Consider the following 18,421-nt stretch of genomic DNA (forward strand, 5'->3'; position numbering starts at 1 on the left):
TGGCAGCCGTATCGCGCGCGAGTAGGATGCAAGACCTAGAGGAGTCGTTATGCCGCCCATTGAATCCATTCAGGTCTTTCAGGCCTTGAACAGCTCGCCACATGCCCGCCTGGAGCAGAGCGCGGTGCTGGGCGATGGATTGACGGCTGCGCTGTGGCAGAACCGGCACGACTCACAGGAATATCACGCGCCAACCCATCACACGCTGTCGTGCTATATCGCCGATGGCACGGGCACTTTTCGTCGTGATCGACCCGGCGAAAAAGGCGCGCCCGGCAAACTCTGCACGCTGCCGGCAGGTCATGAATCCGCCTGGGTCATCAATGGCGAGATCCGTCTGGCGCATTTGTATGTCAGCCCGGAGCAGTTCGCACTGGGTTGCGTCACCCTGCTGGACCGCGAGCCCCGTGAGATGCAGTTGCAGGAGAGCACCTTTGTCGAGGATGCCGAACAGGCCGGGCGTTTTCAGACGTTGATCAGGATGAACTGGGCCGAACCTGCCGAGCGTTTGCTCACCAGCAGCCTGGCCCATGAAATGCTCAGCCATGCCCTGCTCGGTCAGGTCGGGTTGCGGGAAGGGTTGCGTCTCAAAGGCGGGCTGGCGCCGCATCTGCGTCGTCAACTGGTGGACTTTATCGAGATGCATCTGGCCGACCCGTTGAGCCTCGGGCAACTGGCCGGGCTCTGTGCGTTGTCCGAATACCATTTCGCCCGCATGTTCCGCGAAAGCTTCGGCCTGCCGCCGCACCAATACCTGCTGGCCCGTCGCCTGTCTCATGCCCGCCACCTGCTGCGCCACACAGCCCAACCACTGGGCGATGTCGCCCTGGCCTGCGGCTTTGCCAGCGCCAGTCATTTCAGCAACCGCTTTCGCCAGGCCATCGGGGCAACACCCGGAGAATACCGACAAGCCCTCACCGCGTAGGAATGAGGCTGATCTCAAAAATCTGATGGTTTGACTCACAATCCGTGGGAGGGGCCTTGGCCGCGACAGCTCGGTTTCAGACGCTGAAAATGTATTGCCTGTAAGCAAGTCGTCGCGGCCAAGGTCCCTCCACGGGTGATATGTATGCCTTAGCTGATCGGCATTACAGTAGGTGTTAAAACTCCAGCGTTGTGGAGATTTGCACCTGTCGCGAATCCCCTACCGAGACGAAGTAGCGGTTAACGCTTGAGGTGTAATACGTGCGGTCGAAGAGGTTTTTGACATTGAGCTGGAACCTGACTTTCTGCCCGTCCAGCCGTGTGTCGTAGGTCGCGAAGGCATCGGCGACGGTGTAGGCCGGCAAGTTGAAGTCGTTGAGCGGATTGCCCGCACGCTCCCCCACATAATGCGCACCGGCACCCAGCCGCAGGCTGTCGCCGCCCATCAGGCTGCCCATGTCATAGACCGCCGACAGAGAACCGCTGTGGCGGGCGACATTCTGCAATTGCTTGCCTTTGAGCAAAGGGTCTTCAAGCACTTGGGCATCGGTGAAGGCATACCCTGCGATCAGGCTCCAGCGCTCGCTCAACTGGCCGCTGAGGTCCAGTTCCATGCCTCGCGAGCGGACTTCACCCGCCGAGCTGTAGACCGTATTGGCAGTCACGGCATCGTAGTTGGCCACCAGCACATTGCGCTTCTTGATGTCGTAGAACGCCACGGTTGCGCTGAAGGCACCTGGCACATCCCACTTGGCACCCAGCTCCCAGGATTTGGCACGCTCGGGCAAGGTCCCGGAATCCACCACATAACCGCCAGTCAGCGGTGCAATGCTGGAGTTGGGTTTGAAAGACTCACTGTAGCTGCCATAAAACGACAGTTGATCGGTGTAGCGATAGACCAGACCGGCACGCGGTATCCACTGACTGCCATTGGTGTCGGTATTGACCGTGAAGGGCCGACCTCTGCCCGCCACCTGATCGAAGGTCATGAAGCGCGCGCCGCCCAGCAGAATCCACTGCTCGTTCAGGTGGATCGAGTCCTGAAGGAACAGCGAATGACTGCGCAGTATGTCGCTCTGTGCGCTGTCCGTTTCGCTGACTGTCGTACCCTCGACTTCCTGACCATAAACCGGGTTCAGGTAACTGAACGTGGTCAGGCTTCTCTGGCGGATCAGGTCGGAGCGATAGACCTTGCGGTATTCGTCATCCAGGCCCATGAGCAGTTCATGTCGCAGGCCCGCCCACTGCACATCGCCCGCAAGGGTCACAAGGGCATAGCGATCAGTGGCCAACGCGCCCCTGGTGCCGTCCATGGAGCGAGTCAGGGTCCCATTGGTGGCGTTGACTGCCGTGACACGCACCTGGCTGGCATCGTAGGTTTCGCGGTTGTAGCTGTAGCCCAGATGACCTTTCCAGCGCTCGTTGAAATCATGATCGGCCTCGAACCGATAAAGGTCCGAGCGCCCTTCCATGTTGTTGAAAGGCTCATCCAGCCGACGTGTGGCAGGGATATCCAGAGGATGGTTGGTCACCGGGTCGATAGCAGTGCCGCGATCGAAGGGATAGAGAAATTCCCGGTGCTCATAAGCAGCCACCCATTGGGTGTCTTCGCCGTACCAGGCCAGTGACGGCGCGACCAGCGATTCGCGATGAACACCGAAGTTGCGCCAGTAATCTTCGTCCTGATGATCGACAATCATCCGCCAGGCCAGCGCCGAATCCCCCACGGGGCCGGTGCTGTCCAGCGTCACGCCGCTGCCATTCTTGCCTGCGCCATAGCTGGAGCCGCGGACCGTCAGGCTATTGCCGGCCTGCAATTGCGGCCGCTTGCTGACCACGTTGATGATCCCGCCAGGGTCCTGAATCCCGTAGAGCAGGCTTGCCGGTCCCTTGAGGACTTCAACCCGCTCGGCTGTGGCGTTCAGGTTGCGGCCCTGCACCACCGGCATGCTGTCGCGCATGATCGAGCCATCGCGGTTATCGCCAAAGCCGCGCTTCATCAGAGTGTCCTGAGTGCTGCCCAGCGTGTTGCCCTGGGTGACACCACTGATGTAGCCCAAGGCGTCATCAAGATTGCGCGGCACCTGATCGCGCAGCACCTGTTGCGGGACGATGCTGACGCTCTGGGGTGTTTCCAGCAAGGAGCCCGACGAGCGCAATACCGAGGCGCTGGCAGGCGGCTGATAGTTGCCGCGCTCCGTCAGCCGAGAGTCGATATGGGTCGCCGCCAGATTGAGAGCGCCCGCTTCGGGCAGTTGTGTTTCCAGGGTAAACGTCTGATCGCTGGCGCGGCGATAAGCCAGTCCGGAACCTCTCAGCAAGGTGCTCAATGCCTGCTCGGCGCTGAATTGCCCGTGGAGCGCCGGAGCATCGATGCGGTAAGGCGCGTCCTGTGTGTAGATCACGCTCAGGCCGGTGACGCGGCTGAATTCACTCAAGGCCTGGGGCAAGGGCTTGGCCGGAATCGAGAAGTCGAAGGTCTGTTGCGCGGCACAGACAGCGCCCTGAAAACAGATCCCCGCCGCCACGAATATCGTCCTGCCCAGCCAACCGCTCATTGCCTTGCGCCTCGCCGCCTTGAAATCCGGTCCGTGGAGGATTTCCTGTTTGCCACCCCGTCAGCGCAGAACAATGACCCGACCCAACATGCTGTAAGTCTCGAACCCCACCACCGATTGCAATGCGGCCAATACGGCCTGCGGGTCCTTGCTGGGGAAAGTACCGCTGATGCGTTTGGCGGCCAGTTGATCGTTAAGCACCACAATGCGGCCAGGGTAATAACGGCTCAGGTCATTGATGACATCGGCCAGAGGCGTGCGGTAGTAATTCAGCCAGCCTTGTCGCCAGGCCAACTGGCTTTCACTGTCGATGTCTTTCGGAGCCGAAGTGGTCTTTTCGTCATAGGTCACTTGCTGACCCGCTTCCAGAATCCGTTGCTCCACACCCTTTGCCGCCTTGACCCCGACACGACCGGACAACACAGTCACCTGCGCGCCTTCGGGTTCCAGACGCACCTCGAACTGGGTACCCAGCACGCGGGTTTCGCCGGTATGGGTATCGACCACGAAAGGTTCGCCGGTGTGGGTCACCTTGAAGAAGGCCGCGCCGCGCCGTAGCTGCACATGACGTTCACCATGGCTGAAGTTCACGGCAATGGCACTGTCGGCATCCAGCGTGACCTGGGACTCATCAGCCAGCGTCAGGGTGCGGATCTGGCCGGGAGCCGAGACATGATCCGCGCCAAAATCGTCGGCCCAGCGCTGCGGCTGCCAGCCAGCCCCCATGGAAATCATCAGCATCAGGCAGGCGGCCATCGCCAGGCCAACGGACCAGCGCTGCAAGCTGCGACGTGGCGCAGGTGCGTCCATGGCGCGCAGCAAGGCATCCAGTGCAGCGGCATCTTCGCGGGCGAGTCGGGCAGCCGGGACTTCGCTCAACTCCCACAACACCTGGGCCCTGCCATAGGCTTCGACATGCGCAGGGTCGGCTTGCAGCCACTCGCTGAAGGCCAGTTGATCGGCATAGTCTGGCTGATCGTGCAGCACGCTCAGCCAGGCCAGTGCGGCTTCATCCTGAGCCGCAGTTGCAGACACAACAGGGGACGCATTCATCGACGAGCGTCTCCGGGCTTCGTTCGGATGGAACCTGCTGTTGTGGCGCCCTGTTCCAGGCTCGCCTTGCAGGCTTGCAAGGCGCGCATCATATGTTTTTCCACGGCACTTTGGGAAAGCCCCATGGCCTTGGCGATCTCGGCGTACTTGCGACCGTGAATGCGGTTGAGCAGGAAAATCTGTCGGGTCCGCTCAGGCAGCCCGCGCAAGGCAGCCTCGACGTGGCGCAAATCTTTGTTCGCCTCAAGCGCGGCACGCGGGTCGTTGCTGACGTCGTCGTACCCGGCCTCAAGGCTTTCGCTGATACGGCTGCGCACGCCTTCGCTGCGCAGATGGTCGATGGCGATATTGCCCGCACAGCGCAGCAGATAAGTGCTCAGTTCTTCGACCTGCACCAGAGGCCGACGCCAGAAACGCACGAACAGGTCCTGCACCAGATCCGCAGCCGTGGCCCGACAGCCTACCCGGCGGCTGACCAGCGCTTCCATTTGCGGACGCTGGGACAGAAACACCCGCAGAAAATGCGCACGACCACCACTGGCCCCCAAAGGGTCGGCGTCAGGCCCGATGTCGGGCAGGTCAGGCTCAGGGGGCATTATCACGATGACTTAAACCGGCAACAGATCAAAGACAGCAAACGGGCAAAGCACCAGCCCGAAACAGGCCAGTTTCACTATCCAGTGAGGTTTGAAAGGCATCAGAAAAACCAGCAGCACCGCGCTGATCATCAATACCGCAAACCACTGCGCCAAGCCTACCCCCCAACCGGCATCATTGACCGCAACGACCGAAGAGACGGCCAGAAAAAGCCAGCCCGCCAGCTTGAGCGCCCGGCTGCGACGCTCGGTCAGCAGGCCACTCAGCAACTCGCCGTAATGTCGTGGCATGGACAGGCACAAGGCCGTAAAACCGATGTAGCAGAACAACGCGGCCAGCAACATTCAGTTGGCCTCCTGGCGGCTGACCGGGATGGCAGGAGCGCGAGCATTCTTGCGCACAGGCTTATCGGCACGATCAGCCCTGAACTTCAACGCCGCCCACCCGAGGAACAACCCGGTGCCCAGAGCCGTCAGGTTGAAGGCTGGCAACACCCAGCTTCCCTGTTGCAGCGCGGCAATCAGGTAATGAGCGCCGGTCAGCAGGTCGAGCACCGGCAAGCCGACGAACAACAGCGCCCCCAATCCCAACTGCTCACGCCAGGCACTCTGACCGCTGCGCAATACCGCATGCAGAACCGACAGGCCCCAGACGATGAAAAACACATTCACTTCCCAGCCGGCACGCCCGGCAAACCCTGCCGGCAGAACCCGATTAGCCCAGAAGAAAGCCGCCACCGCGAGCATCAGGCCCGACATGCTGGCGATGTTCAGCACCTCGACCAGACGCAACTCGAAGGGCAGCACGCCGGTCTTGGCATGCTTGAGACGGCGCTTGCCCAGCCACATCACCAGCCCGGTGCCGATCATTGCGGTCCCGGCCACGCCGAAGATGAAATACAGCCAGCGCAGGGTTGGCCCGGCAAAGTGCCCGACATGCAGGCCGTACATGCCGCTGGAAATCAGCATCGGCACCGGACGCGAAGGGGTTTCGTTCTGCAAGGCGCCGCTCACGCCATTGAAAGTCAGCGCGCCGCCGCGATCAGGCGTGATGCTGCCTTTGTCGTCACGGGTCAGCAGCACCGATGCATTGATGTCACCGGGATTGTTGACCACCACCCTCCCCACCTGGTCGCCATTCCATCGCTCGCTTGCCGAGGCCAGAAGCGGAGCGAGCGGCAGCAATTGAGCAGGCTGGCCTTCAGGCTTGGGCATGTTCGAGCCGGGGAAGACTTCACTGTAAAACGCCTGCACATTGCCGTAGCTGGTGAGAATGCTGGCAGGCATGACCATCGACATGAAGATCACCAGACTGCTGTAGGTAATCATCAGATGAAACGGCAGAACCAGCACGCCAAGGGCGTTATGGCCGTCCAGCCAGGAGCGCTGACCCTTGCGCGGCCGGAAGGTGAAGAACTCCTTGAAAACCTTCTTGTGAACGATGATGCCGGTCACCAGCGTCACGAACATCACCATCGCCGCAATGGTCGCCAGCCAGCGCCCCCATGGATGCGGCATCTGCAACTGGTAATGGAAGCGGTAGAAGAAGTCGCCGCCGCGAGTCTCCCGCGCCTGCACCTCGGCACCGGTCTGGGTGTCCAGCACCTTGCGTACAAAGTTGTTGCGCTGACCGGGTTTACCTTCAGGCAGCCAGCCCACCATCAGGCCCGGCGAACGCTCGTCGGGCATATTGATGAACCAGCGCGTGGCACCCGCCGCGTGTTGTTGCAGGTAGCTTTGCGCCAGACGGATATTGGCCTCGGCATCCACAGGACGGGCTGCAATTTCCGGCTGCATCCATTGGGTGATCTCGTCCTTGAAGTAGGAGAGCGTCCCGGTCAGGAAAATCGCGAACAGCAGCCAGCCAAACAGCAACCCGACCCAGGTATGCAGCCAGGACATGGCCTGACGGAAGCCGTCCTTCATAGCAACCACCGGTCGCAGGCATAGGCGGCGCCCAGAATCGCACACGGCAATAACACGCCAACCCACGCCTGCAAGGCCGTGCGGCAGGCAAAGCACCAGAGCACGGCCACCAGATACACCAGGAACGAAAGCATCATGCCGGTGACAACCGCTTCGGCACGAGGAATGGGCAGCCATTGAGCGATGCAGATGCTGGTGACCGATGCCAGCAGATACCCCGCAAAAATCGCCGCCAGCGCACGTGAGGTGACGGCCAGCCGATAGGAAACCGACACCCCGGTGCTTTTCGCTGGGCGCTTATTGACCGCTGAGCTGTTGAGGGCTGTGCCGTGCATCCGAGAACCTTTACCCGATCTTGAAAGGCAATGAAAAAGCATGGGCCTGCATGACAAATCCCCTGTCACCGGACCACCGAGCAGATAATTCGTACTTGGGCACGAGAATAAAGCGCAATATTAATGATAAATATTCTCATATGCAAAAGAGTCTGCCAGAATCTGCGCCATCAATGAGTCCCCGTGGATTTTTCTACGCGATGCACACCGCCCAGCCCGCTCTCAGTCATACCGTCGAAGGTTTGTACCAGGACCACCATTCCTGGCTCACGACCTGGCTACGGCGCAAACTCGGCTGCCCGCATAGCGCGGCGGATCTGGCTCAGGACACTTTCGTGAAGGTGATACTGGCCCGCGATACAGCGCAGATCATCGAGCCTCGCGCCTTTCTGACCACCATCGCCAAGCGGGTGCTGTGCAATCACTACAGACGTCAGGATCTGGAACGCGCCTATTACCAGGCGCTGGCCGATCTGCCAGAGTGCGTGGCTCCTTCCGAGGAAGACCGGGCAATCATTCTTGAAACCCTGGTGGAGCTGGATCAATTGCTGGACGGCCTGCCGGTTCCGGTCAAGCGCGCTTTCCTGCTCTCTCAGGTCGATGGCTTGAGCCATGGCGAAATCGCCTCACAACTGGGGATCTCCATCGCGACGGTCAAGCGTCATCTGAACAAGGCTGCGCTGCGCTGTTACTTCGCCCTATGAACATGAATGCCGAATCCCTCAACAAGTCAGACATTTCCCCCGCTGTGGCCAAGCAGGCCGTGGGCTGGATGATCGAAATGCAGGAAGGCGGCCTGGACTCCCGTCGCCAGCAGGCCTGGCAGCAGTGGCTCAACGGCAATAGCGAACACCAGCGCGCCTGGGCGCATATCCAGCGGGTCAACCAGCGTTTGAGCGGGTTGTCCTCTCCTCTGGCTCATGCAGCGCTCAATGCGCCGTCCTCCAGCAGTCGCCGCCACGCACTGAAACTCTTGCTCCTGCTGGGAGCCGGTTCGGCGGCAGGCTGGGGATTACGCGACCAGATCACGCTGCAACCTTTGCTGGCCGACCTGCACAGTGGCGTGGGCGAACAACGTAAAGAAACCCTGAGCGACGGCACACAGGTACAACTCAATACCGCCAGCGCCCTGGATGTACGCTTCGATAGCCAACAACGGCTCATCAAGCTGCTGCAAGGCGAGATTCTGATGACAGCGGCAGCCGATTCGCGCCCACTGAACCTGCTGACGGCCGAAGGCATCGTGCATGCCTCGACCACTGCCAGCCGTTTCAACCTGCGGCAACTGGACGGCCGCACGCAACTGGCGGTGCTGGCCGGCTCACTCGAAGTCAGCCCCAGCGGTCATGTCGGCCCGGCGTTACGCTTGCAGGCCAAACAACAAGTGACCTTCAGCCACGACGCCTGGGACCCCGTACGCCCGACAGGCGCCAGCACAGGCGCGTGGGCCGAAGGCATGCTGGTCGCCTCGCACATGAAGCTGGCGGACTTTCTGGCAGAGCTGGGCCGCTACCGTCGCGGGCGACTCAACTGCGATGCAAAGGTCGCCAATCTGCTGATTTCCGGCAGTTACCCACTGGCGGACAGCGAACGTATTCTGGACATGCTGGAAGTCGCCCTGCCCGTTCGGGTGCAGCGGTTTACCCGGTATTGGGTGAGTGTTCAGGCCAAAGTGTGAGCCTTTTTTCGCGAATGAATTCGCTCCTACGAAATCCGTAGGAGCGAATTCATTCGCGAAAAACCCCGCCACAAATTTTTTTTCAAATCCGGTGAGCCGTTTTCAACCGCTCGCGTGACAGACAGGGAAAGCAACTCTAATCCTCCAGATCAAAGGACTCCTGCATGTCGACCCGATCGCCCCAACTGTCACCACTGGTTCGCACCTTGCGGCATATCATTTTCGGCGCGAGCCTGTCGTTCGGCGGTCTGTCGCTGGCGCATGCCGAAGAAGCCAGGGCTTATCACATTGCCCCAAGCGAACTCGAAACCGCGCTGAACCAGTTTGGGCGGGAAGCAGGCGTGCTGATTTCCTATGGCTCGCAAGTCACCAGCGGCCTGAAAAGCCGCGGGCTGGAAGGTCAGTACACACCCGAGCAAGGCCTGACCGCCTTGCTGGAAGGCACAGGCCTGCAGGCTCAGGCCGATGGTAATAACGGCTTTACCCTGCAACCGGTCAGGGCGGCAGACAGCGGGCCTGTCGAGCTGGGCGCATCGACCATTGTCGGTGACTGGCTGGGTGAAGCTCAGCAGACCAACGTCTTCGAGCATCCCGGTGCCCGTGACGTGATTCGTCGTGAAGAATTCGAGCGTAACGGCTCCACCAATGCCCGCGAAGTGCTCAACCGTATCCCGGGCGTCAACGCACCGGAAAACAACGGCACCGGCAGCCATGACATGGCGCTGAACTTCGGCATTCGCGGCCTCAACCCGCGCCTGGCTTCGCGCTCCACGGTCCTGATGGATGGCATCCCGGTGCCGTTCGCACCTTATGGCCAGCCTCAGTTGTCTCTTGCGCCAATCAGCCTGGGCAACATGGATGCTGTGGACGTGGTGCGTGGCGGCGGTGCCGTGCGTTATGGCCCGCAGAACGTCGGTGGTATCGTCAACTTCGTGACCCGCGCCATCCCGGATGAACCCACCATGAAAGGTTCTGTGCAGACCGAAATCAGCCCGTCTTCCAGCCAGGACGGTTTCAAGAAAACCGGCAACCTGCTGCTGGGCGGCACGGCGGAAAATGGCCTGGGCGGCGCGATTCTGTATTCCGGCGTGCGCGGCAGTGACTGGCGCGAACACAGCGATACCCAGATCGACGACCTGATTCTCAAGGGCAAATACCAGATCGACGACGCCAACAGCCTCAACGCCATGGCGCAGTATTACGAAGGTGAAGCCGAGATGCCCGGCGGCCTGAGTGTCGCGGACTACGATGCCGACCCGTACCAATCCACGCGCCTGAAAGACAAGTTCTGGGGCCGTCGCACCCTGGCCAACTTCGGCTATCGCTACGAGCAGGACGCCCGGGTTTTCACCGCCAACACCTTCTTCACCAAGACCCTGCGCAGCGGTTATCTGGAACAGGGCAACATCGTCACCCTGTCACCGCGCGAATACTGGGTTCGCGGTTTTGAAACCCGTTTCTCTCAAGGCTTCGCACTGGGCGAAAGCTGGCATGAAGTGGGCATCGGCTATCGCTACATCAACGAATCCGGCCACGAAGTGCGCTACAACGAAACCACCGCGTCGCAAATCATGCCCAGCACGTCGAGCACGCAAGACCGCGACACCCGTGGCTACACCGATGCCAAGGCGTTCTACATCGATGACCGCATCGATATCGGCAAATGGACCATCACGCCCGGCATTCGCTACGAGATGATCGACACGGCGCAGTCCAACAACCAGACCAACGTCAAATACCAGGGCGACTACAACACCGCGCTGCCAGCCTTGAACGTGCTCTACCACGTGACGGACACCTGGAACCTGTACGCCAACACCGAAGGTTCGTTCGGCAGCGTGCAATACAGCCAGATGCCCAACCGCGTCAACGGCGGCGAAGTCCAACCTGAAAAGGCGCGTACCTGGGAACTGGGCACCCGCTATGACAACGGCGTGCTGCGCGCAGAGATCGGTGCTTTCCTGATCAACTTCGATAACCAGTACGACACCAACCAGACCGACAACCGGATCATCGCTCGCGGCGAAACCCGTCATCAGGGGATCGAGAGCAGCATCAACTATGCCTTGAGCGACCTGAACCCGGCACTGGATGCCTACGAGGTTTACGCCAGCTATGCGTTTGTGGATGCAACCATCCGCGAAGATGGCCCGAACAAAGGCAATCGTGTGCCCTTCTCGTCCAGACACAAAGGCACTCTGGGCGTGCGATACACCGAAGGCCCATGGAAGCTGAACCTGGACAGCTCGTTCCAGAGCGACCAGTTCGCCGACAATGCCAACACCGTGGCCGAAAGCGCCAGCGGCAACAACGGCAAAATCCCCGGCTACATGCTGTTCAGCACCCGCGCTGCCTATGATTTCGGCCCGCAATTGTCAGACCTGAACGTGGCGGTAGGCGTGAAGAACATCTTCAACCGCGAATACTTCACCCGCTCGTTCGATGACAACAACCGCGGCAAGTACGTGGGTGAACCGCGCACCGTGTATCTGCAGACGTCCGTCGCATTCTAAAGGCTGAACGCATTCGCGAATGAAGTCGCTCCCGGGACCCCACCTCGGAGCGACTTCAGTCGCGAAAAGGTCAGAAGCATTCATGCTTCCCTCGCGAATGTTCACCGTCATACAAGAGGCCGATGCTGGATGAGAATCCATTGCATTCAAACAATATTTTTGCTGCGAAATATTTCTTCCATTTAGGGGTTGAATTGTTGGCTCATTGGCGCCAACACTGTGCTTGAGCGCAAACGAAATCGAGCTCCGCAAGAAATCGATCAATGAGCCTCACACGAGCAAGCCCTAATAAGGATTAACTATGCAAATCCAGGTCAATAGCGATAATCACATCGAAAGCAGTATCCGACTGGAGGAGTGGGTTCGTACCACCATTGAAAGCACGCTCGAACGCTACGACGAATACGTAACCCGCGTCGAAGTTCACCTCAGCGATGAAAACGGCGAAAAACCAGGTCCGCATGACATCCGCTGCCAGATAGAAGCCCGTCCAAAAGGACACCAACCGATTTCCGTCACCCAAAAGGCCGATACAGTGGATCAGGCCGTTGATGGTGCAGCCGCAAAACTCGATCACGCCCTTGAACACCTGTTGGGCAAACTGCGCAGCAAACGTGGCGGCGCGCCACTGCCCCAAGACCAGGATGAAGATTCGGTCAGCCCGGACGCCCTGCTGGAGGAAGAATTCCTTGAGAAAGAACTGGAAAAGGAAGTCGCTCGACTGGGCTGATTTCCACTCTCTGACACATTGATCGCGTAACCAAGGGCGGCCCTGAAAAGAGCCGCCCTTTCTGTTTCAGCGCAGCGGCTTCACCACAATCAGCAGGTCAGTGAAACGCTCGATACGGATCGGCAGATTATCGCTCAGCGTGGCAAGCGCAGCATCGGTGTCATCCAGCCGGAACAGACCGGAAACCCGCATTCCTTCCAGCTCTTTCGAGTCGAAATGCACCAGGCCGTGTCGGTAACCGGCCAGCGTTTGCAACACCTCGCCCAGTGGACGGTCATCGACCTTGAGCAAACCGCGTGTCCATGCCGCCGGGTCGCTGTTGCCTATCGAACGGGGTAACTGCACGCTTCCGTCCTTGAGCAAGGCCTGCTGGCCAGTCGCAACTTTCACGACATCTGCACTGTTGGCCCTGGCCGCAATGGCAGACTCCAGCACGCTGACCGTGGTCCCTTCAGGGCCACGACGCACCAGAAAACGTGTCCCCAATGCGGTGATGGTGCCTTGATCGGTGCGCACCACAAAGGGGCGCTGTGCATCCTTGGCAACCTGAACCCACAGTTCACCGCGCAGCAGCTCAAGCTCGCGTTGCCGTCCGTCGAATTTTACATCCAGCGCCGAATCACTATTGAGCTGCACTTCACTGCCATCGGAAAGCAAAAACTCACGACGCTCTCCGACATTCGTGTGCTGATCGGCCATCCAGATCGGCATGCGCTCGACGCTCATCCAGCCGCCCATCAAAACGCCCAGCAGCGCAACGACCTGCAACCCTCGAAAAGAGGCTTTTACCCCCGAATGCGGGAATGTCTGACGCAATGCGAGCCGGGCCGGTTCGCCCGGCAAGTCATCGAAACTGCCCCATAAAGACTGCATGCGTGCCAGCGCCAGAGCATGTCGGGGATCGGCTTCACACCAGCTATCGAAGGCCTGGCGATCAGCCGTGCTGACAGCCTCGTCATTGACCAGCGCAAGCCAGGACGCCGCTTCGCTGATCATCCGTTCGCTGGGTTCGTGCTCATCGCTCACGAGAGATGGCCCGAACCGTGCAGTGTCTTGTAGCAATGCACCATCACGCTGGCCATGTATTGTTTGACCATGCTGGAGGAAACACCCAATTGAATGGCTATTTCGCTGTAAGTCAGACCCTCAAGGCGGTGCAGCAAAAATGCCTGACGCGGCCTGGGAGGCAAGCCGTCGAGCATTTGAGCGATTCGCTCCAGCATCTGCAGCGCGACATGAATGGCTTCGGGGTTCGGAGTACAGGCGTCGTCGGCATGCAGCGCCAGCGCATCCAGATAGGCCCGCTCGATCTTGCGACGCCGGGTGCCATCGATCAGCAAGCGCGTCGCGGTAGTGGCAAGAAACGCTCGCGGCTCCTTGAGGTTGAGCGGTTCGGCCAGCATCAGGATACGCACGAAAGCATCCTGGGCCAGATCCGCAGCACGTTGCGAGCAGCCAATCTTTTTTCGCAGCCAATTGTGCAACCAAAGGTGGTGGTCACTATACAGCTCTGTCATTTGCTGCCGACGACTAGACATGAGGTCGTCATCAGCTGCGGAAAAGTCGCGCATGCGTCAATGCTTCTCAAACACGAAAAATTATCATTAACGCGAAAGATGACAGCAAAACCTGCCATCAGCAAGCACAAGAGAAATCTTGCCGATGGTCAGCCACTGAGAACTAAAGGGACTAATACCCGGTCAACTTATGCAGTACACATAGACAGGTAGACGATATGGATAATCCTTTTCAGATGATCACCGATACCTTTCATCCCGATTACCGGGTGAATCTGAGCATCCAGGGACTGGATGGCAGCATCATGCTGACACTGTCGAACGAAAAGGGCGTAGTCGCCAAGCGCCTGATCAGCGCCGCCCAACGCAACGACCCCGAACGCTTGCGCCGCCTCATAGAAAGCGTGCAATTCGGCATCGCCATCGAGCGAGGCGACAGCGCCCTGAAAATCCTCACCGCCATGACCGATGGCGTCACCCTCAGCCAGTTGCCGATTCTTACGGGCGGTCACTGGCGACCAGACCGCCATGAGCGGACGGCGGGCATTTAAGGTCCTCTGTGTTACTTACGCTAACGAAAATGCCCTGATTGCAGGGCATTTCTTACGGACTTCTCCCTTTCATCCGCGTGAAGTTTCCTAGAAAATCCTATGCCCTTGCGTGGGCGTTTTTGGCTCTCTAGGCTGTGTCGGTCACTGCTCATCAGTGATCGGGTTTAGCAGCCTGAGAGCTTAGTCACGCAAGAGCCTCGTCTATGGCGGCTTTGCGTGGGGCACCTTCGGGTGCGCCGGTTTTGGCTAAGTCCCGGTCTGCTAACCCGCGTCAAAGCTGCCACCTTCAATCGTTTAGCAGCGATTTGCAGGTGGCCTTACGAGGACTTAGCCATGAAAAAAGTAACGCCCGATCCACCGCCGTCTTCTCTCGAAGAATCCCTGCTATACGTCTCCGACCTGCTGCGCTGCGCAGCCGCTACTGCCTACGAATCCGGCGACAGCCTCAACGGCCCGAAACGCGATCTGGCCTTTTCTGTTGTTCACCTGATCGGCATTGCCCGAACCGAACTGGATCGGTCGTTGGAGCGGGTTGAGCCACGGTAAGGCTCACCTTCGTCTCAACACGGCAGGCCCCGTCAGGATAATACGCACCAGATCAACCTGCCGTGTTGTTCCAACCCTGGCAGCAGCAGACTTGAACTGCGCACGCACAGTATGCAGTGAAACCTGCTGGCGCTCGGCATACTCCTGAGGGGTCAGGCCGTTGACCAATGCTTCTGTCAGACGCGCTTCGGCTGGGGTCATGCCATAAAGGTCACGCATCATGTGCGTTAAAGAGCCAATCGTAGCGTTTGGATTGCTGATAAAAATCGCACCGGCACCACGCTCACCAAAGGTCGACTGCCAACGCGGTAAAGCCGTGACGACCAAATCAAGCTGCCTGCCATCAGGCCCACGCAAACGTAACCCTCCGCCCTCTATCTGGTCACTGGTACGAACAGCACACTGCAGAAGTTGTTGCAGACGTGCATCCTGAGCCGCAAGACATGCACAGACGCTATTATCGTCACCAATAGCCAACAACCCAGAACCCCTTGCCAGACTGTGTGCCAGTGTATTGGCGTGCAACACTTCAGTACTCTCATCGACCAGAACGATACCGAACGAACTGCTCTCCAGAACATTGACAGAGGCTTGGGCAAGAGCATCGAGGTGATATAAACGGCGGTGCAAATCAAACGCAGCCTGCATATGAGGCATCAACGCCGCGATAACCTGCATTTCCTGCTCACTGTAAACCCCTGCTTTTCCAGAAAACTCCTCTAAAAACATACCCCAACGACGACTGTCCAGCACGGCATCATAAATACCGTCAATAAGTGTCCCTAATCCTTCAGGCCCGGAATTATCCATAAAATGCCTCATGCGTCACAGTCGTGATATCTATTTGCCACTTTAGCCAATTTTGGGGATGCGCGCCTATTTACGCTTTGACATAACGAGCATGTATTGAGCGCAGCCAAGGGAATATTCATGACGCCATTTATCTGTCAACCATCAAGACTTGATAGGTCGCATACGGGTTAGTCATCAATCGAAAACAGATGAGTACTCAATAAAAACATCTTGTACAGAATATATGATGCCCCTTATCGGCAAGGATGCACTATGCAGTACGATTCGCCGCCCCTTAAAACACTGAAAACGACAATATCTTTATTGCTTGTTTTCAGCACCTCCGGCTGCAGCGTCATCAATATTCATGAAAAAGGAGTACTCGTAAAACAGCACTTCGGCCTCCCCATATATACCCTCACAACCCCGACACCTGACGACTCCGTTTACATTGAAAGCTCCGGAGTCGGCCTTATCAATGGCCCCACAGGCGTATCGCTGGGTTATGCCAAGGAAACGTATCTGACACTTTCAAAAGAACACTGCAGGGCTGTTTTCATCAATCCATCTCCCGAAGCAGTCAAGGAGCTGCGGGCAATACTTGAAGCCGCCAACACTGACCTGAACACCGTATGCATTTACCCTATGCAAGGAGCACGACATGAATAAATACATCCTGACTGCCACCGTTCTTATCAGCGGATGTGCCCCATTGCAACAAGCGCCATTGGTCTATACGTCCAAACAGGTACTGGGCATTGATATTTCAGCACCGACAACTGAGTCGGCAGGTATCAGCTTGAACGTGGGGTTCAAGAATATTGATGCGGCTTATGTGCCTGTTGCGGTATCCAAGGAAACAGGGTCCAAGGATGACACACTTGTCAAAGATATATATGCCACCTATGGCGAAGGGCAAAATCACAGCAACTCAGAAAAAAAACTGACAGCCGAGCAAAAGCCCATCGTAGAAAAAATCAAAGAGATACAATCAGAGAAAGACGAAAAAATTGCCCAATTGAAAACACTGGTGCTTAAATCCGAAAACTACAACACCCTGCTAAAAGCACTTGAAACGGCACCCAAGGGCAGCCTTGTCATCAAAGAAATCAGTAAAAGCATTCAGAAAATAAAACAGTCACCAGAAACAGCTCCCTTAATAAAAGAGAGCATCGAACAAAACAAAAAAGTCGATGAAACTGCCTTAAAAGAATCCGCCGAGGCATTGAAAGAAAACATCTCCAACTTAACAGTCGAAGAAAACAATAAAATAATAGAGTTAAACAACTCCGTCGACATCAAGAAACGTGACGCAATGTCTGTATTCGGCAGTTTCAGTTCCTCCGTAAACGGCACAAACACATCAGGTGTTTCTCAAAACCTTGGAAAAATGTTCTCTACGGGCGTCGCCGCACAAAATCTGACGCAGGGAATACAAAAATACAGCACGCTTGAAAAGTGTATAGAACTCATAAACGCAGCTGCGCAGCCTGCCCAAAAAGATGCAATCATAAAAATGTGTACTGACTGAAACCTCTTAAAGCAGCAGTAGGAGCGGATTCATCCGCGATGACGTCATTGAAGGCGATAAATCTTCTTCAAATGTACGGGCCTCTCGCGAATGAATTCGCTCCTACCAAATGCCCTTAATCAAACCTCGCCCTTCTCCTCCGTCACCGCCCCTTTCACATTACTGAACGGATCAGGAATCTTCGCCGACGGGTATTTGTACGACGCATAACGCACCACCAGAATCGAAATCGCCAGCAGCAGGATGCCGCCGCACAGGTAGATGATTCCGATACTCGGCGGGTTGTGGTGGGAGACGTCCGAGATCAGCAACCGGGTCAGTGCCGTGATGGCGACGTAGATCAGGAAGCGGACGGGCATATGGTTGGTCTTGAAGTAAATCCCCGTCATCGCACCCAGTTCCAGGTAGATGAACAGCAGCAGGATGTCATCGACCGTGATGTTGCCCTTCTCGACCATGCCCAGGAAGGCGACGACCGATGCCCAGGCAGTGATGGCGCCGATGGCGAACAGTGCCAGGAAGTGGAAGCTCTCCACACAGAGATTCCCCAGCGATTCGGCCTGCGAATGCACTTTTTGCCGCATCTTTTCTGCCCATTTGTTTCCCATGACGCTCTACCTCTGAACCTGAATTTTTACCAACCGGATGATGCTGTATGCACATGACACTCTGCACTGCTGCTTTTTAAAGCAGGAACAGGGCCATAGGCTATGGTTGAGAGCGCGACGGGTTGTCGCAAGGCACACCGGGCAGACAAAAAATGTGTTTTAAGGCCACTATTCAAGGGAAGCGGATTGGCTTATGCTAAACACTGTACAAAAATACAGTATTCATTAAATTTATCGCAAGGGCATGTGAGGTAGTGAATGGCCGTCGAAGTGGTATACCGCAGCAGCCGAGATCTGGAGCGTTTGTTCATGGATAAAGCCGAAGCTGATCGTCATGACAAGATGCTTGAACTCGCTGAGTTGCTGGCAACAGTGTTGAACAAGGCCGTGCCGTCGCTGACGGAAGCCCAGGTTGAAGAAGCCGGGATTTACATGGCGAAAAACCGCGATATCTTCGCCCGCGCCTTCAAGAGCCAGCCGGATGCCTTGAATGAGTTGCTGAGTGAAACCGAAGCTGAAACCGAGTGAATCGGGGGTTCGCGAATGAATTCGATCCGTGTAGG

General features: G+C 57.6%; 20 protein-coding genes. 10 read left to right on the plus strand and 10 right to left on the minus strand.

Going from position 1 to position 18,421, the window contains the following annotated elements:
* Nucleotides 1-49: 49 nt before the first annotated feature.
* Nucleotides 50-925, plus strand: a complete 876-nt coding sequence (locus ACODS3_RS18825) for a helix-turn-helix domain-containing protein (protein ID WP_201007313.1) — start codon at nucleotides 50-52, stop codon at nucleotides 923-925.
* Nucleotides 926-1,100: 175 nt separating this feature from the next.
* Here ACODS3_RS18825 and ACODS3_RS18830 read toward each other — a convergent pair whose 3' ends face one another.
* The 6 genes from ACODS3_RS18830 to ACODS3_RS18855 are packed head-to-tail and all read right to left on the minus strand — an operon-like array spanning nucleotide 1,101 to nucleotide 7,392.
* A complete protein-coding gene (locus tag ACODS3_RS18830) occupies nucleotides 1,101-3,482 on the minus strand; it encodes a TonB-dependent siderophore receptor (RefSeq protein WP_489035730.1) in 2,382 nt (793 codons plus the stop codon).
* 60 nt (nucleotides 3,483-3,542) lie between these two features.
* Nucleotides 3,543-4,535, minus strand: a complete 993-nt coding sequence (locus ACODS3_RS18835; protein WP_489035731.1) for a FecR family protein — start codon at nucleotides 4,533-4,535, stop codon at nucleotides 3,543-3,545.
* Nucleotides 4,532-5,131, minus strand: a complete 600-nt coding sequence (locus ACODS3_RS18840) for an RNA polymerase sigma factor (RefSeq protein WP_201020006.1) — start codon at nucleotides 5,129-5,131, stop codon at nucleotides 4,532-4,534. Before ACODS3_RS18840 ends, ACODS3_RS18835 begins: the two co-directional genes overlap by 4 nt.
* A 12-nt stretch (nucleotides 5,132-5,143) precedes the next feature.
* Nucleotides 5,144-5,476 (minus strand): DUF3325 domain-containing protein, encoded by a 333-nt coding sequence (locus ACODS3_RS18845; protein WP_201007305.1) that lies wholly within the window; start codon nucleotides 5,474-5,476, stop codon nucleotides 5,144-5,146.
* Nucleotides 5,477-7,033 carry a PepSY-associated TM helix domain-containing protein gene (locus ACODS3_RS18850; RefSeq protein ID WP_489035795.1) on the minus strand — a complete coding sequence of 519 codons (1,557 nt, stop codon included), beginning with the start codon at nucleotides 7,031-7,033 and terminating at the stop codon, nucleotides 5,477-5,479.
* Nucleotides 7,034-7,053: 20 nt separating this feature from the next.
* Complete coding sequence (locus ACODS3_RS18855) at nucleotides 7,054-7,392, minus strand: DUF3649 domain-containing protein (RefSeq protein WP_304576128.1); 339 nt, start codon at nucleotides 7,390-7,392, stop codon at nucleotides 7,054-7,056.
* 200 nt (nucleotides 7,393-7,592) lie between these two features.
* Between ACODS3_RS18855 and ACODS3_RS18860 the strand changes: the two genes are divergently transcribed.
* The 4 genes from ACODS3_RS18860 (at nucleotide 7,593) to ACODS3_RS18875 (ending at nucleotide 12,313) form a co-directional block, all read left to right on the plus strand.
* Nucleotides 7,593-8,096 (plus strand): sigma-70 family RNA polymerase sigma factor, encoded by a 504-nt coding sequence (locus ACODS3_RS18860; RefSeq protein ID WP_304576127.1) that lies wholly within the window; start codon nucleotides 7,593-7,595, stop codon nucleotides 8,094-8,096.
* Nucleotides 8,093-9,070: a FecR domain-containing protein gene (locus ACODS3_RS18865; RefSeq protein ID WP_489035733.1), complete on the plus strand. Its 978-nt coding sequence runs from the start codon at nucleotides 8,093-8,095 to the stop codon at nucleotides 9,068-9,070. The genes ACODS3_RS18860 and ACODS3_RS18865 overlap by 4 nt, the downstream gene beginning before the upstream one ends.
* A gap of 164 nt (nucleotides 9,071-9,234) precedes the next feature.
* Nucleotides 9,235-11,583 (plus strand): TonB-dependent Fe(3+) dicitrate receptor FecA, encoded by a 2,349-nt coding sequence (gene fecA / locus ACODS3_RS18870; RefSeq protein WP_489035735.1) that lies wholly within the window; start codon nucleotides 9,235-9,237, stop codon nucleotides 11,581-11,583.
* A gap of 301 nt (nucleotides 11,584-11,884) precedes the next feature.
* Nucleotides 11,885-12,313: an HPF/RaiA family ribosome-associated protein gene (locus tag ACODS3_RS18875; RefSeq protein ID WP_025258680.1), complete on the plus strand. Its 429-nt coding sequence runs from the start codon at nucleotides 11,885-11,887 to the stop codon at nucleotides 12,311-12,313.
* Between the two features lie 66 nt (nucleotides 12,314-12,379).
* Here ACODS3_RS18875 and ACODS3_RS18880 read toward each other — a convergent pair whose 3' ends face one another.
* Both ACODS3_RS18880 and ACODS3_RS18885 read right to left on the minus strand, forming a co-directional pair.
* On the minus strand, nucleotides 12,380-13,339 hold the full coding sequence (locus ACODS3_RS18880) for a FecR family protein (RefSeq protein WP_304575810.1): 960 nt from the start codon (nucleotides 13,337-13,339) through the stop codon (nucleotides 12,380-12,382).
* Complete coding sequence (locus ACODS3_RS18885) at nucleotides 13,336-13,884, minus strand: sigma-70 family RNA polymerase sigma factor (protein ID WP_200986434.1); 549 nt, start codon at nucleotides 13,882-13,884, stop codon at nucleotides 13,336-13,338. The genes ACODS3_RS18880 and ACODS3_RS18885 overlap by 4 nt, the downstream gene beginning before the upstream one ends.
* A 164-nt stretch (nucleotides 13,885-14,048) precedes the next feature.
* Here ACODS3_RS18885 and ACODS3_RS18890 point away from each other — a divergent pair, with 164 nt between their 5' ends.
* A complete protein-coding gene (locus ACODS3_RS18890) occupies nucleotides 14,049-14,381 on the plus strand; it encodes a DUF3509 domain-containing protein (protein ID WP_095067160.1) in 333 nt (110 codons plus the stop codon).
* 333 nt (nucleotides 14,382-14,714) lie between these two features.
* Nucleotides 14,715-14,927, plus strand: coding sequence for a DUF6124 family protein (locus ACODS3_RS18895; RefSeq protein WP_095067161.1), 213 nt, complete (start codon nucleotides 14,715-14,717; stop codon nucleotides 14,925-14,927).
* A gap of 3 nt (nucleotides 14,928-14,930) precedes the next feature.
* On the opposite strand, the gene ACODS3_RS18900 is transcribed toward ACODS3_RS18895, so the two are convergent.
* The gene (locus ACODS3_RS18900; protein ID WP_304575809.1) at nucleotides 14,931-15,737 is read right to left on the minus strand and encodes a helix-turn-helix transcriptional regulator; all 807 of its coding nucleotides are present in this window, start codon (nucleotides 15,735-15,737) and stop codon (nucleotides 14,931-14,933) included.
* A 255-nt stretch (nucleotides 15,738-15,992) separates the two neighbouring features.
* Between ACODS3_RS18900 and ACODS3_RS18905 the strand changes: the two genes are divergently transcribed.
* Both ACODS3_RS18905 and ACODS3_RS18910 read left to right on the plus strand, forming a co-directional pair.
* Nucleotides 15,993-16,388, plus strand: a complete 396-nt coding sequence (locus tag ACODS3_RS18905; protein ID WP_304575808.1) for a hypothetical protein — start codon at nucleotides 15,993-15,995, stop codon at nucleotides 16,386-16,388.
* The gene (locus ACODS3_RS18910) at nucleotides 16,381-17,250 is read left to right on the plus strand and encodes a coiled-coil domain-containing protein (RefSeq protein WP_304575807.1); all 870 of its coding nucleotides are present in this window, start codon (nucleotides 16,381-16,383) and stop codon (nucleotides 17,248-17,250) included. Before ACODS3_RS18905 ends, ACODS3_RS18910 begins: the two co-directional genes overlap by 8 nt.
* 119 nt (nucleotides 17,251-17,369) lie before the next feature.
* Here ACODS3_RS18910 and ACODS3_RS18915 read toward each other — a convergent pair whose 3' ends face one another.
* Complete coding sequence (locus ACODS3_RS18915; RefSeq protein ID WP_025258669.1) at nucleotides 17,370-17,858, minus strand: phosphate-starvation-inducible protein PsiE; 489 nt, start codon at nucleotides 17,856-17,858, stop codon at nucleotides 17,370-17,372.
* Between the two features lie 258 nt (nucleotides 17,859-18,116).
* Between ACODS3_RS18915 and ACODS3_RS18920 the strand changes: the two genes are divergently transcribed.
* Nucleotides 18,117-18,386, plus strand: coding sequence for a YebG family protein (locus tag ACODS3_RS18920; protein WP_025258668.1), 270 nt, complete (start codon nucleotides 18,117-18,119; stop codon nucleotides 18,384-18,386).
* Nucleotides 18,387-18,421: the final 35 nt, after the last annotated feature.

It is taken from the genome of Pseudomonas sp. FG43 (assembly GCF_057809175.1).